Genomic DNA, 13,891 nt, shown 5'->3' on the forward strand with positions numbered 1-13,891 from the left:
GCGATTGTCTTGATTCTTGGAATCACTCTGATTATAGCTTCAACTACATCAGCATCAACAACCGTGTCAACTGTGCTGCTAAATGTTCTCGAGAACATTCTAGCAGGATGGTTGACAACAATCTCCTTCCCTCATACCTTTTGTATGAGGCATTTTAATTATAGCACTTTTTACCAAGTAATCAATGCTGTTCATAATAAATTAACCTGCCGTTGTGCATAGTCCGACTTATTATATTAACTTCATTAAGATGTTTTAGTAGCCCATCCTTAATTTCAAAGTTATGCCGCAATTTTCTGGCTCGCAGCACCTTAATTCCGATTCAATAGTCCTACCCTTTTCACTTTACTGCCATAAATTTTTCAAATTTCTCTTGACGAATTCCACATACAGTGGTATTTTTCTTGTAAATCCCACCGATTTTGTTGAGTAGCCTGAATCTCTCCACAAGATGTGGTCGTGTTCATTTTGAATACAGCCTCTCCGTGGATTATCCCTAAAAGATTTACCGCCCCGCAACACACCCGATCATTTTGCCGCCGTTTCACCCCGACAAAATCCTTCGCCTGTACTGCGTGGGCGGTATTTTTCTTTTCCGGGAAGCACCGTACCTTGATAATTTCATTAGCCGTCCGAACGCGATACCGGCTTTTCAGTCAACGCTGCTGCAAAACAGGGGCAGGAACTTCGTTCGGAACAACCGGTGACCCCCTTACATGAGCAGCACCACCTCTACTTATTTTTTGCGTCTTAACAATTCGGAAACATTTGTCGAAAGTTGATTTTGAGCGCAGCGGTAGAGGGCAAGAACCGTCCCATGGCCACAAATTTTCAATTCTTGAAAATCTTGTGTTCCACCGGGACTTCACATCTGCAACTCTTGTGAGTTTTGATGTGATCTTGTTGGGGCGTGCCTGCCCCAAACCCTGCTCATGGTTCGCACCTGACGGTGCGAACAGCAACGGCGTGTCGTGCTTACATAACTTCACCGAGGAGTTATCGAACAGACAGGAGGTACAATGACCAAAACGAATGTTCAACCGATTCCTAGCAATTCTCAGCACCACGACACGCCGAACAACAAAACGCACATCATCAAGTTCCGTGTGACAGCGGAGGAAAAAGCGTCACTGGAACTCACTTGCAAACTCCTAAATCTCTCCCTCTCCACTTTTATCCACCGCGCCATCCACAACGTCAAGATCGAGAAAACGGTCATCGTTGCCGGCGGTGGCGAAGAAACCCTGACTGCCGTTTCCACTCTGCTTGCCCAGTGCAGCAGGGTGGGCACCAACCTCAACCAGCTTGCAAGGCACTTCAATTCTGGCGGTGCGGACACCGAGCAGATCCGGGCGAAACTCCTTGACGAACTTAATGTGCGAGTTTTTCTGAAAATTGTAGAGCAACTAGAACTAAAGAAAGTGACCTTTATTAGCATCAGAGAAAATCTTGATACTTCTACATCTATCGGAAAGTTCGCTGTATCTATTTTGACCGAATTAAAACAGCTCGAGCATGAAAATCTTCTTGAACGTCAGCGTATTGGAATTGAGCAAGCTAAGGCTGAGGGAAAGCACAAAGGTAGAAAACCGATTGAAATAGACGAGACACAATTTGAAAGATTGTATAACGACTGGCAAAATGGAAAAACAACACCTAAAATTATGATGAATGAACTCCATCTGAAACCTGCAACATTCTGGCGCAAGGTTAAAGATTATCGTAACCGCAACAAAATAACAGATGCTCCGACCATGAGACGGTGGCACAGCGACTCGGCGGAAGCAAATAATAAAGAGGAACTTTGAATTGGGTAATAATCTACTAAAATACCTTGTAAAGTTTGTAACTGAAGAAGCATATGCAAATGACTTGCTCGACGGAAAACTATTTATGCGTCCGGCTCGATATTTTAGAAGCCTTGAATCAGAAAACTTGGATCATAGTCGAGGTGACCAGACAGAGGGAGCAATTTTTGCAGATACCAGAGGAACAGCAGTTAACTATCTTGGGTTTTTTCAAAATGATGACCTGCCAATTTTTTGTACATATACTGTTTACGAGAATGACATAGCAGATAATAGAATTGCAATTTCAAAGAAAGTTATAGAAGAATTCAACTGCGAGCAAGGATTTGCTGTACTCATAGACTATCTTGGATTCAAACAGGATTTGGAAAAAACAAAAGCAGCGCAAGGCATAAATTATTGTGAGCATACGGTGTTGTATCAACCGCCCTCAAGAGATAAGTCAAAAGAAATGTTCGTAAATGGAACGGTTGAAAACCTTTTTTATAAATCTCCCCGATATCAATACCAAAGAGAGCATCGTGTTGTAATGGGAGAAATCATAGACGGAGTTCAGATTATTGACGGAAAAAGAGTTCCTAACTACTTTTTTGATGGATGGAAAAAGCTCGAATCTAAAACATATAAAATTCAAGAAAAAATCCACTATAATCCAATAAAAATATCATTGGCTTCATCAGAGCAATCTTCGGATTTTTATATGCTGAAGTTACCATAGAATATCCAAATACAGTTAGTTGGGGCGGCGCAACCTCACCCCGGAGCAGAAGAAGTTCCTCATTGGAAAGCAGTACAGTGTGGAGCATCGAAAGCCCGGTGAAAACGGCAACAACCAGCACACGACTGCTTCCAAGAAAACCATACAGGAGGAATTGTGTCAAATTGACACAATTCCTCCCACCTCTGCGGAAGCAAGCATCCGCAAGCAGATTGCAGAGCGGAACAATGTCAGTGAATCCTATGTTGTCCGCTCGGAAAAGTTCATGCGGGGCGTGGAGATCATGGAGCAGATGATGCCCGGTACGAAAGAGAAGGTCCTGTCCAGGCAGTTCAAAGTCCGTGATGCCGATATGCACCGCCTCGCCAGAGCCGATTTTCCGAACCTCAAGCAAATCGTGCACGAAATTCTGCACCCGGAGGCCCGCCCTGCTCCGCAGAAACGAATCTACGGGATCAACTATTCTGCACTGGAAGCTGCCGTCCGGCGAATCCAGCAGGATGTTGATTTCCTGATGAAGTATCTCCCCCAGGTGCCTGATGATGCCTATGTGAAAATGGAATCCATGAAGATCCTAAAACAGCACAAGGCGTATATGGCACAGTTTGAAGAACTGCTGAACGATAAAAAAGTCGCATAACAACAGGCCCTTGTAAGCCATCAACGAGCCACCAGCCGCAAGAGCAGGGTGGAAAATATCTGCGCCCTTGCGCCTGATAAAAACTGGAACTTTGATTTTCTCGCCCGGCTTTGCCACGGTGGGACGATCAAAGGAGCGTGCGTTTGAACAAAAAGAAAAAGTCCACAAACACTTCCCCCTACCCCGATGAAGTCATTGACCGTCTGGCACGGGCATTCTACCCGGCCATCCTTGCCTGCTGGAACAGCGAGGAAGGTCAACGGTCACTTGTCGGGGCAAGGCCCCTCCATCTGCTTCACAGACCGTTCGGTTGCTCAAAAGCCCCACTGGGGCTTTTGTTGCTGCGCAAACGCAAGCTTGTCTTTGGCAGGCGGAGCAGGCTCATATCTCTGGCAAAGAAAAACAGGAAGTTCCCGTTGGGGGAACTCCCTGCCTTACTTAAAGGTCGTAAAAAGTACGGTCAGCATCGGCAGTCCGAAATCCAAAGACAGTATCCGGGATATTCCGGTGCCGCTGAATGTCCGCTCGTGTGCCATCAAGCTGCGGGATACCAACGACCAGTTCATCTGGGAAAGCCCCAAGACCGGCTTGCCCTGCAATCCCACCCATTTCCGGGATGTGTTCCGCAAATCTCTGGAAGAAGCGGGCGATGTCCGCTTGCTCACGCCGCACAGCTGCCGCCACACCTATGTGTCGCAGATGCAGGCGTTGGGCGTGGATATCCAGACCATCCAGAGCATCGTAGGCCACGCCGACACCGAGATGACTGAGCATTATCTCCATGTTCAGGAATCCATTCGGCAGAGTGCAATCCAGTTGTTCAGTGAGGCGTTTTCAGCCTGAAAATTGGACGGAACGGCACTAATTAGACCAGATAAAATCTTTGGCATTGTGGTCAAAATTGTGGTCAAAACCAAATGAGGTCAGCCCACAAACAAAAAAATCCAACGATTTCTAACGTGAAATCGTTGGATTTTTGGTCCGAGTGGCGAGAATCGAACTCACGGCCTCTTGAACCCCATTCAAGCGCGCTACCAAAACTGCGCTACACCCGGATATCGACCGCCGCTTCCCTACCGAAGCGTGGCGACATGAAATATTATACTCAGATGCAGCAGTTTTGTCAACCGATTTTTGCAATTTTCTTTGCTTTTTTCTCAAAAAGTCTGATTTTTGCGAAAGTACGCGCTTTATTTATTTTGCTCTTTTTCTTGCAGGAGCTTGTCTTTTTCCAAAAGCGGTTTCAGATATTGACCGGTAAAGCTGCCTGGCACCTCTGCCACCTGTTCAGGCGTGCCTTCGGCCACGATCTCACCGCCTGCACTGCCGCCTTCAGGGCCAAGGTCAATGATATGGTCGGCGCACTTGATAAGATCCAGATTGTGCTCGATGACAATAACCGTGTTGCCCGCATCTACCAGCTTCTGCAGCACCTCGATCAGGCGGTGCACATCTGCAATATGCAGGCCGGTAGTAGGCTCGTCCAGAATATACACGGTCTTACCAGTGCTGCGGCGGGCCAACTCATTGGCCAGCTTCACGCGCTGTGCTTCGCCGCCGGAAAGGGTGGTGGCGCTCTGGCCCAGTGTTACATAACCAAGACCCACGTCCAACAGGGTCTGCAGTTTGCGGGCGATCTTGGGCTGGTTGGAAAAGAATACCACTGCTTCCTCCACGGTCATGTTCAGCACATCGGAGATGGTCTTTTCCTTATACTTCACTTCCAGCGTTTCGCGGTTGTAACGCGCCCCCTTGCATACCTCGCAGGGCACGTACACATCCGGCAGAAAGTGCATCTCGATCTGCAGAATACCGTTGCCCTCACAGGCTTCGCAGCGGCCGCCCTTGACATTAAAACTGAAACGCCCCGGGCCGTAACCGCGCATTTTGGCATCCTGCGTCTGGGAGAATACCGTGCGGATATCATTGAACACACCGGTATAAGTGGCCGGATTGGAGCGCGGCGTACGGCCAATGGGCTGCTGGTCGATACCGATGACCTTATCCACAAATTCCAGCCCTTCTACCCCATCGCATTTGCCTGCGCGGGAACGCGCACCGTTCAGCTCGCAGGCAAGCGTCTTATACAGAATTTCGTTGATGAGGCTGGACTTGCCGGAGCCGGAAATTCCGGTAACGCAAATAAACTCTCCCAGCGGGAATTTCACGTCGATATTGCGCAGGTTATTTTCCCGTGCACCCCGTACAGTAAGGTAATTGCCGTTGCCGGTGCGGCGGGTCTGCGGCACGGCAATGCGTTTGCGGCCGGAGAGATAATCGCCGGTGATGCTGCGCTTTGCCTTGCAGATGTCCTTCACGCTGCCAGCAGCTACGATCTCACCGCCATGCACGCCTGCGCCCGGGCCTACATCCACGATATAATCCGCGCTGCGCATGGTATCTTCATCGTGCTCTACCACGATCACCGTATTGCCGAGGTCGCGGAGATTTTTCAGGGTGGCAATGAGCTTGTCGTTATCGCGCTGATGCAAGCCGATGGACGGCTCGTCCAGCACATAGAGCACGCCGGAAAGCGCACTGCCGATTTGAGTGGTCAGGCGGATGCGCTGGCTCTCACCGCCGGAAAGAGTGCCTGCTGAGCGGGCCAGCGTGAGATAATCCAGACCCACGCTCTGCAAAAACTGCAGGCGGTTCCGGATCTCCTTCATGATCTGCCCGCCGATCTGCTTCTGCTTTTCGGTCAGGTTCGGCTCGTTCTCGGCAATGAATTTCAGCTCGTCCCGGATGGACATTTCGCAGAAATCGCTGATGTTCTTATCCCCGATGGTCACAGCCAGCACCACGGGTTTCAGGCGCTTGCCGTGGCAGTCCGGGCACTCCACGCCGGACATGAAGCTGCCGATTTCTTCCTTCATCCACTCGCTGTTGGTCTCGCGGAAGCGGCGCTCAAGGTTCTCCACGATGCCCTCGAAGGTATTATAATACACACCGCTGCCGAACTCATTCGTGCGGTGCATCTCAATTTTTTCGCCATTAGTTCCGTACAGCAACGCATTGACAGCTTCGGTGCTCATCTCTTTGATGGGCGTATCCAGCGTAAATCCGTACTTTTTTCCAAGACCCAGATAATACATTTCGGATACAGACCCCTCGGCATAGTACCAGCCGCTGGCCTTGATGGCACCCTCACGGATGGAAAGGTTCCGGTTGGGCAGGATGCGTTCCTCGTCCACCCGCATAAAAGTGCCAAGGCCGGTACACTTTTCGCAGGCTCCCAGCGGGTTATTGAAGGAGAAGAGCCGCGGCGACAGGTCGCTGATGGAAATGCCGTGCTCCGGGCAGGCAAAGTTCTGACTGAAGGTCATGCACTCGCCGCCGATCACATCCACCTCGGCGATGCCGCCGGTAAGCGCCAGCGCGGTTTCCAGCGAATCTGCCAGACGGCCCCGGATGCCCTTGCGCATGGCAAGGCGGTCCACCACGATCTCCACCGTATGCTTGATGTTCTTTTCCAGCTTGATCTCTTCGTCCAGATCATACAGGTTGCCGTCGATCTTCACACGAGCATAGCCACCGCGGCGGGCAGCATCCAGCTCTTTCTGCTGGGTGCCTTTGCGCTGGCGCACCACAGGAGCCAGCACCTGAAACTTCGTACCTTCGTCCAGTTTGAGCACCGCGTCCACCATTTCGTCCACGGTCTGCTGGCTGATCACCCGCCCGCACACCGGGCAGTGGGGCACACCCACGCGGGCGTACAGAAGTCGCAGATAATCGTAGATCTCCGTCACGGTGCCCACGGTGGAACGCGGGTTGTGGCTGGTGGTTTTCTGGTCGATGGAAATTGCCGGTGACAGGCCGGTAATCTCGTCCACATCGGGCTTGTCCATGCGGCCCAAAAACATGCGTGCGTAGCTGGAAAGGCTTTCCACATAGCGGCGCTGGCCGTCGGCATAGATGGTGTCGAACGCAAGGCTCGACTTGCCCGAACCGGAAAGGCCGGTCATGACGATCAGCTTTTCCCTCGGGAGGGTCAGGTTAACATTTTTCAGGTTGTGCTCGCGGGCACCTTTGATGACGATCTTATCGTTTGCCAAGGTATTTTCTCCCTTTTCGTTGTGTCTGTGAATGGTTCTGTTTGCGCTCCGTTTCTGCCGCAGAGTCCACCGTCGGGTTCTCGCCCCGGCGCAGTCGGTCGATCTGGTCACGCAGGAAGGCCGCGTGCTCAAACTCCAGCAGCTTCGCCGCCTCCTTCATCTCGCGGGTCAGGCGCTCGATGGCGGCCTCCCGCTCCATCCTGCCCATGCGGCGGGTGTTCAGCTTAGCGTTCTCCGCTTTATCGCTGATCTCGATGCTGTCTGCAATGGCCTTGACGATGGTTTTTGGCACGATGCCATGTTCTTTATTGTAGGCCATCTGGATGGCGCGGCGGCGCTCGGTCTCGGTGATGGCGCGGTCCATGCTGTCGGTGACGACATCCGCGTACATGATGACAAGGCCCTCGGCATTGCGGGCCGCGCGGCCAATGGTCTGGATCAGGCTGGTCTCGCTGCGCAGAAAGCCCTCTTTGTCGGCATCCAGAATGGCCACAAGGCTCACCTCGGGCAGGTCAAGACCCTCGCGCAGCAGGTTGATGCCCACCACAACATCAATGGAGCCAAGGCGCAGGTCCTTGATGATCTCCATGCGCTCAAAGGTGTCCACCTCGTGGTGCATATACTTGACCTTGATGCCCTGTTCGGTAAGGTAGTCGGTCAGGTCTTCGGCCATTTTCTTGGTCAGCGTGGTCACGAGAACGCGCTCGTGCCGCTGGATGCGGGTATTGATCTCGCCCAACAGATCCACCACCTGCCCTTCCACCGGGCGCACCGAAATGAGCGGGTCCAAAAGGCCGGTGGGCCGGATGACCTGCTGCGCCACCTGCGTGCTGTTCTGCCGCTCGTAGTCGCCGGGCGTAGCCGAAACGAAGATCATCTGGTTCAGCTTGGACTCCACTTCCTCGAACTTGAGCGGGCGGTTATCGAAGGCGGACGGCAGGCGGAAGCCGTACTCCACCAGCGTTTTTTTGCGGGCATAGTCGCCGCCGTACATGGCGCGCACCTGCGGCAGGGTAACATGGCTCTCGTCCACAAACAGCAGAAAATCATCCGGGAAATAATCCAGCAGAGTGGTGGGCATACTGCCCGGCGCACGGCCCGAAAGCACCGCCGAATAGTTCTCGATGCCTTTGCACATGCCCACCTCGTTGAGCATCTCAATGTCGTAATTGGTGCGCTGGGCAATGCGCTGCGCCTCGATCAGCTTGCCCTCGGCGGTGAACTGCTTCACCTGCGCGTCGCACTCGGCGCGGATCTTTTCCAGTGCTGCGGCCTTCTTCTCGGCGCTGACGATATAGTGGCTGGCCGGGAAGATGGCTACATGCTTGACCACATTCTGCTTGGCCCCGGTGAGAGGGTTGAACTCCGTGATGCGGTCGATCTCGTCCCCAAAAAATTCCACACGGATGGCAAGCTCGCTCATATAGGCAAGGTAGATGTCCACGATATCGCCGTGCACACGGAACTTGTTGCGCACAAAATTCACGTCGTTGCGCTCATATTGCAGAGTGACCAGCTTCTGGCACAGCTCGTCCCGCTCCATCTGCATGCCGGGGCGCAGGCTGATGACCATGCTGCGGTAGTCGATGGGGTCGCCCAGCGAGTAGATGCAGGAAACCGATGCTACAATAATCACATCCCGCCGCTCCGAAAGCGCCGCCGTGGCCGAATGGCGCAGGCGGTCGATCTCGTCGTTGATGGCGCTGTCCTTTTCAATATAGGTATCCGTGCTGGGGATATAGGCTTCCGGCTGGTAGTAATCGTAGTAGGAGACGAAATACTCCACCGCGTTGTTGGGGAAAAACGACCGGAACTCGGTGCACAGCTGGGCCGCCAGCGTTTTGTTGTGGGCCAGAACCAGCGTGGGCCGGTTGCATTTTGCAATAACATTTGCCATGGTAAAGGTCTTGCCGCTGCCGGTAACACCCAGCAGGGTCTGGCAGCGGTCGCCCCGCTCCACGCCTTTCACCAGTGTTTCAATAGCCTGCGGCTGGTCGCCGGTGGGCTGGTAAGAGGATACCAGTTCAAATTTTTCGTCTGTCATCTTCCCTCTCCTCTCCGGCCCTCACGCAAAGAACCACAATCAGTTGTATTTTACGGTTTGATTATAGCACACCAGTTTTATAATGTAAACACTTTTTTGTTGTTTCACGAATCAAGGCCAGAAAAGCGTACCTGTTTTAAAGTCATAGATCGGCAGGCGGTTTGCGTCCCGCATGGAGAAATACTCCGTATCGGTCAGGATGAAGTGATCCAGCAGATGGATGTTCACAAGGCCCAATGCCCGGGCAATATTGCCAGTGGCCTCCAGATCCTCCATGGAGGGCAAGGCCGCACCGTTGGGGTGGTTGTGGCTGAGCACCACCGTGTCGGTGCCGCCCTTGATGGCCGCAGACACCACATCCTTGATGTCCAGACTTACCCGGTCGGTGGTGCCTTCCCGCAGCCAGACCGCCGCGCGCACCCGCTTACGGCTGTCCAGACTGACCAGCATTGCACGCTCGTAATCCGACCACGCAAACTTCGCCATCAAATAGCTGCCCATCTGCTCCGTAGTTCTGATGCAGCGGGTGGTGCTGGTACGGCTGCGGCCATAGTAGCGGCTGATCTCCGGCAGCAGATGCAGCATCCGGGCTGTGGCCGGGCCTACGCCCTCCACAGTGCACAGCTCTTCCTCGCTGGCTTCCAGCACAGCGGCAAAATCGCCAAAGCGGTCGATCAGGTCATGAGCGATGCCGTTGGTGTCCTTCTGGGCGTTGGTGAGGTACAGCACATATTCCAGCGCTTCGTGCTCGGCCAGACTGTCCAGACCGTAGTTCTGCACCCGTTCGCGCATCCGCTGACGGTGTCCCTGATGCCGTTTGTGTTCTGCCATTGCGGTACTCTCCTTCTGATTCATTCCTTATAATAGTACCCATTTTGCGCCCGGAACTCAAGGCTTTGCGGTAAAATAGTTTTGATCCGGGGCGTTTCCGCGTTGACTTGCAGCCAAGGCTGTATTACTATAAAGGTATCTCTTGAAAATTGAGGAACATTTATGAAACAATATACCGCAACCGCCAACGACGACGGCGTTCGTCTTTCCCGCTTTGTGCAGAGCGTGACCCGCGATTTTCCCACCAGCCTTTTGTACAAGAGCTTCCGCAATAAGCGCGTGAAGGTAAACGGAAAAAAGGCCGTGCCGGAGTACCGCATTCAGGCAGGCGACCTGATCGAGCTGTACATCAACGACGAGTTTTTCCCGCCGGAAGGCGCAAAAACCGTGCAGAAGGCCGCGCCGAAAAAAAAGCAGAATCAGCCCAAGGTCAATGTCATTTATGAGGACGAAAACATTGCTGTGCTGTACAAACCCACCCACCTTTTGTGCCATAGCGACCGCACCGGCGATGCAAACCTTGTGGACGCTTTTACCCAGTATCTGGCCGAAAAAGGCGAATACGACCCCCACGGCGAGAACCGGTTCAAGCCCGGCATTTGCAACCGGCTGGACCGCGGCACCGAGGGCCTTGTGATCGCCGCCAAGAGCTACACCGCCCTGCGGGACATGAACGAGATCATCCGCACTGATCTACTCAAAAAGGAGTACTACACCATCACGGTGGGTATCCCGCAGTCCGGGCGGTTCACCGCATGGTGGGAGCACGACGAGAAGAACAACAAGGTAAGCATCCACGCACACCAGTCGCAGGACGAGCGCCGCAAGCAGATCATTACGGACGTGGACGTACTGCGCACCGCCGGGCCGTTCGCCCTGTGCAAGATCGGCCTTGTCACCGGCCGCACCCACCAGATCCGTGCACATCTGGCCTATCTGGGCCGTCCGGTTCTGGGCGATATCAAGTACGGCAACCGCAAGATGAACGAGCGCACCGGCACCAAAACGCAGGCCCTGTGCGCTGTGCGGGTCACTTTCCTTGATATTCCCGAGGAAAACACCCTGCATTATCTCTCCGGCAAGGTCGTCAAGCTGAAGGACCCGCAGATCGTAAAGCAGTTCGATGCACTGGATAAAAGCAAGGCGGATGGAGAAAACAACCATGCATAAAATCGACATGAACACGTGGCCGCGGGCAGAGCTGTTCCGGTTCTTTTCCGGAGTGTCGCAGCCATTTTACAGTGTCACCTTCCGGGTGGACGTGACGAATCTCCACGCCTACACCAAAGCCCGCGGCATTTCCTTTTATTATGCCCTCGGCTATCTCGTGACCGATGCCGTGAACAGCGTGGTGAATTTCCGCTATACCATCCGGGACGGCGAGGTCTGGCTTCTGGATAAGCGCATCCCCAGCCTGACCGATCTGAAGCCCGGCAGTGAGCAGTTCCACATCGTCACACTGCCCAAGACCGGCACGCTGGACGAGTTCTGCTGCGCCGCAAAAGCTAAGAGCGCTGCACAGCAGAGCTTTCTGGATCAGGACTGCGAGACGGACGCGCTGATCTACATTTCCACCACGCCGTGGTTTGATCTGACCAGTTGTACCAACGAGCGGGATTTTGACAAAGACGACGCCATCCCCCGCATCACATGGGGCAAGTTTGTACCGGAAAACGGCCGCGAAACGCTGGGCATGAGCCTTGAGGTGAGCCACCGGTTCATCGATGGGTATCACCTGGGACAGTTTTATCAAAAGCTTCAAAAAAGCATTGATGAATTGTAAAAAACGGCTGCTGTACTTTACCGTACAGCAGCCGTTTTTCTCTTTGTTCTTTACTTTTTGTCGGAGTCCTGCTCCGCTTTTTCCTGCGATTCCTGTTCACGGCGCAGCTCTTTGATGCGCTTTTTCTCGCTCTGGACATGGGGCCATGGCCAGCTGAAGCCCTCATTTTCGCGGCACCATTTGACCAGCGGATAGAACGCGAAGGCCAGACCGAAGAGGTACAGCAGAGCGTACAGCAGGGCATCCAGCGTGATGAGTGCATCCAGTGCACCGATCACCGCCACCACGCAGCCTGCCTTCAAAAAGAACAGGCCGTTCTGGCGGCAGTATTCCTCAAAGTGTTCCGCTTTGACGGCACGGCGGCCCTGATCTCCCCAGACACGGGGATTTTTCATGACCGAATAGCCGTAGAATACCATCATCAGGCCAAGGGTGAGCTGAAAGCCAAAAAACATTTATGATACCTCTTAATCTTCAAACAGTGGCTTCATCAGGGGCAGGAAATCCAGCGTTGCAAAGTAATCGCGCGGAGTCTCGGCACGGCGGATCAGACGGTGGGTGCCATCCTCGCACAGCAGCACTTCGGCGCTGCGCAGCTTGCCGTTGTAGTTGTAGCCCATGGCAGAGCCGTGTGCACCGGTGTCGTGGATATAAACGATGTCGCCAATGTCGATCTTGGGCAGCATCCGGTCAATGGCAAACTTGTCGTTGTTCTCGCACAGACCGCCCACCACATCGTACATATGGTCGCAAGGCTCATTTTCCTTGCCCAGCACGGTGATGTGGTGGTAAGCGCCGTACATGGCCGGGCGCATCAGGTTGGCTGCGCAGGCATCCAGACCGATGTATTCCTTATAGATGTGCTTTTCGTGGATGGCAGTTGCCACCAGTGCGCCGTAGGGGCCGGTGGTAAAGCGGCCCATCTCAGTAAAGATGGCCACATCGCCCATGCCTGCGGGCACCAGAATTTCCTCAAACTTCTTGCGCACACCCTCGCCGATGGCCATGATATCGTTCTCGGTCTGCTCCGGGCGGTACGGGATGCCCACACCGCCGGACAGGTTGATGTAACCGATGTGCACACCGGTGGCCTTCTGCACCCGGACAGCCAGCTGGAACAGGATACCTGCCAGCTCCGGGTAATACTCATCGGAAATGGTATTGGAAGCAAGGAAAGCGTGGATGCCGAAGTTCTTGGCACCCTTGGCGGCCAGCTTCTTGTAGCTTTCGATCATCTGCTCCTCGGTCATGCCGTACTTGGCATCGCCGGGCTTGTCCATGACCTGAAAGCCCTCTTCGCTCTCGCCCAGACTGAAGGTGCCGCCCGGGTTATAGCGGCAGAAGATGTTCTCCGGCACACCGGCGACACGCTCCAGAAATTCCACCATGGTGGCATCGTCCAGATTGATATAGGCACCCAACTCGTAGGCCTTCTTCATATCCTCCACGGGAGTCTGGTTGGAGGAGAACATGATTTCACTGCCGGAGAAACCGCACACCTCGCTGAGCATCAGCTCCGTCAGGGACGAGCAGTCCACGCCGCAGCCCTCCTCCTTGAGGATCTGCAGGATGACAGGGTTTGGCAGAGCCTTAACGGCAAAATACTCCTTGAAGCCTTTGTTCCAGCTGAATGCCTTGTTGATGCGGCGGGCATTTTCACGGATGCCCTTCTCATCGTAGACATGGAACGGCGTGGGCACATCCTGAATGATCTCCTGTGCCATCGCCTCGGTCAGAAACGGTTTCTTTTCCATAGTAACATCCCTCTCATTTTATATGCACGCGGCCGATCGCCGCAGTGGCATCAGTAGAAACTCCTTTCGTCATCGCTGATGCGATGCCACCCATTCCCTTTTTGTCGCTGGCGCGACATCTGTTCCTCTCTTTGTCACCTGCGGTGACATTTCTCCCCGGCGCGGGGAGAATCTGTCCCGGCCGGGGGAAGTCTTTCTCAAAGAGGGAGGCTTTGCCGCACGGACAGGCTCCCTCTTTGAGGGGGCTGTCTGCGCAGC

The 13,891-nt window shown here is 53.6% G+C and carries 11 protein-coding genes, 1 tRNA gene and 1 pseudogene; 7 read left to right on the top strand and 6 right to left on the bottom strand.

The features are described from left to right. Positions 1–1,019 precede the first annotated feature (1,019 nt). From MTP41_RS15615 to MTP41_RS01035, 5 genes and pseudogenes are all read left to right on the top strand, one after another. Positions 1,020–1,373, top strand: a pseudogene (locus tag MTP41_RS15615) (plasmid mobilization protein); the annotation flags it as partial. A gap of 3 nt (positions 1,374–1,376) precedes the next feature. Further along, positions 1,377–1,808, top strand: coding sequence for a recombinase family protein (locus MTP41_RS15620; protein ID WP_442900358.1), 432 nt, complete (start codon positions 1,377–1,379; stop codon positions 1,806–1,808). Between the two features lies 1 nt (position 1,809). Beyond that, positions 1,810–2,526, top strand: a complete 717-nt coding sequence (locus MTP41_RS01025; RefSeq protein ID WP_097777694.1) for a hypothetical protein — start codon at positions 1,810–1,812, stop codon at positions 2,524–2,526. A 19-nt stretch (positions 2,527–2,545) separates the two neighbouring features. Then, a complete protein-coding gene (locus tag MTP41_RS01030) occupies positions 2,546–3,166 on the top strand; it encodes a hypothetical protein (RefSeq protein ID WP_242959278.1) in 621 nt (206 codons plus the stop codon). Between the two features lie 507 nt (positions 3,167–3,673). After that, positions 3,674–4,009, top strand: a complete 336-nt coding sequence (locus MTP41_RS01035) for a tyrosine-type recombinase/integrase (protein ID WP_249235991.1) — start codon at positions 3,674–3,676, stop codon at positions 4,007–4,009. 134 nt (positions 4,010–4,143) lie between these two features. Here the strand turns inward: MTP41_RS01035 and MTP41_RS01040 are convergent. The 4 genes from MTP41_RS01040 to MTP41_RS01055 form a co-directional block, all read right to left on the bottom strand. Beyond that, a tRNA-Pro gene (locus tag MTP41_RS01040) sits at positions 4,144–4,221 on the bottom strand. 135 nt (positions 4,222–4,356) lie between these two features. Continuing rightward, the gene (gene uvrA, locus MTP41_RS01045) at positions 4,357–7,221 is read right to left on the bottom strand and encodes an excinuclease ABC subunit UvrA (protein ID WP_249235992.1); all 2,865 of its coding nucleotides are present in this window, start codon (positions 7,219–7,221) and stop codon (positions 4,357–4,359) included. After that, positions 7,208–9,265 (bottom strand): excinuclease ABC subunit UvrB, encoded by a 2,058-nt coding sequence (uvrB, locus tag MTP41_RS01050; RefSeq protein ID WP_097777692.1) that lies wholly within the window; start codon positions 9,263–9,265, stop codon positions 7,208–7,210. Before uvrB ends, uvrA begins: the two co-directional genes overlap by 14 nt. Positions 9,266–9,376: 111 nt before the next feature. Further along, complete coding sequence (locus MTP41_RS01055; RefSeq protein WP_044953632.1) at positions 9,377–10,096, bottom strand: JAB domain-containing protein; 720 nt, start codon at positions 10,094–10,096, stop codon at positions 9,377–9,379. A 162-nt stretch (positions 10,097–10,258) separates the two neighbouring features. Between MTP41_RS01055 and MTP41_RS01060 the strand changes: the two genes are divergently transcribed. Further along, the gene (locus tag MTP41_RS01060; protein ID WP_249235993.1) at positions 10,259–11,266 is read left to right on the top strand and encodes an RluA family pseudouridine synthase; all 1,008 of its coding nucleotides are present in this window, start codon (positions 10,259–10,261) and stop codon (positions 11,264–11,266) included. Further along, positions 11,259–11,879, top strand: coding sequence for a CatA-like O-acetyltransferase (locus tag MTP41_RS01065; protein WP_249235994.1), 621 nt, complete (start codon positions 11,259–11,261; stop codon positions 11,877–11,879). The genes MTP41_RS01060 and MTP41_RS01065 overlap by 8 nt, the downstream gene beginning before the upstream one ends. Before the next feature lie 50 nt (positions 11,880–11,929). Here the strand turns inward: MTP41_RS01065 and MTP41_RS01070 are convergent, their stop codons facing one another. Both MTP41_RS01070 and MTP41_RS01075 read right to left on the bottom strand, forming a co-directional pair. Next, positions 11,930–12,334: a hypothetical protein gene (locus MTP41_RS01070; RefSeq protein ID WP_097775441.1), complete on the bottom strand. Its 405-nt coding sequence runs from the start codon at positions 12,332–12,334 to the stop codon at positions 11,930–11,932. 12 nt (positions 12,335–12,346) lie between these two features. Continuing rightward, positions 12,347–13,633 carry a diaminopimelate decarboxylase family protein gene (locus MTP41_RS01075; RefSeq protein ID WP_097775440.1) on the bottom strand — a complete coding sequence of 429 codons (1,287 nt, stop codon included), beginning with the start codon at positions 13,631–13,633 and terminating at the stop codon, positions 12,347–12,349. Positions 13,634–13,891 lie beyond the last annotated feature (258 nt).

Source organism: Faecalibacterium sp. I4-3-84 (assembly GCF_023347255.1).
GTDB classification, from domain to species: Bacteria; Bacillota; Clostridia; order Oscillospirales; family Ruminococcaceae; genus Faecalibacterium; species Faecalibacterium taiwanense.

Coding starts and splice junctions, on each gene's coding strand:
- MTP41_RS01060 (WP_249235993.1), top strand. CDS start 10,259: ATGAAACAATATACCGCAACCGCCAACGACGACGGCGTTCGTCTTTCC.
- MTP41_RS01065 (WP_249235994.1), top strand. CDS start 11,259: ATGCATAAAATCGACATGAACACGTGGCCGCGGGCAGAGCTGTTCCGG.
- MTP41_RS01075 (WP_097775440.1), bottom strand. CDS start 13,633: ATGGAAAAGAAACCGTTTCTGACCGAGGCGATGGCACAGGAGATCATT.
- MTP41_RS01055 (WP_044953632.1), bottom strand. CDS start 10,096: ATGGCAGAACACAAACGGCATCAGGGACACCGTCAGCGGATGCGCGAA.
- MTP41_RS01070 (WP_097775441.1), bottom strand. CDS start 12,334: ATGTTTTTTGGCTTTCAGCTCACCCTTGGCCTGATGATGGTATTCTAC.
- uvrB (WP_097777692.1), bottom strand. CDS start 9,265: ATGACAGACGAAAAATTTGAACTGGTATCCTCTTACCAGCCCACCGGC.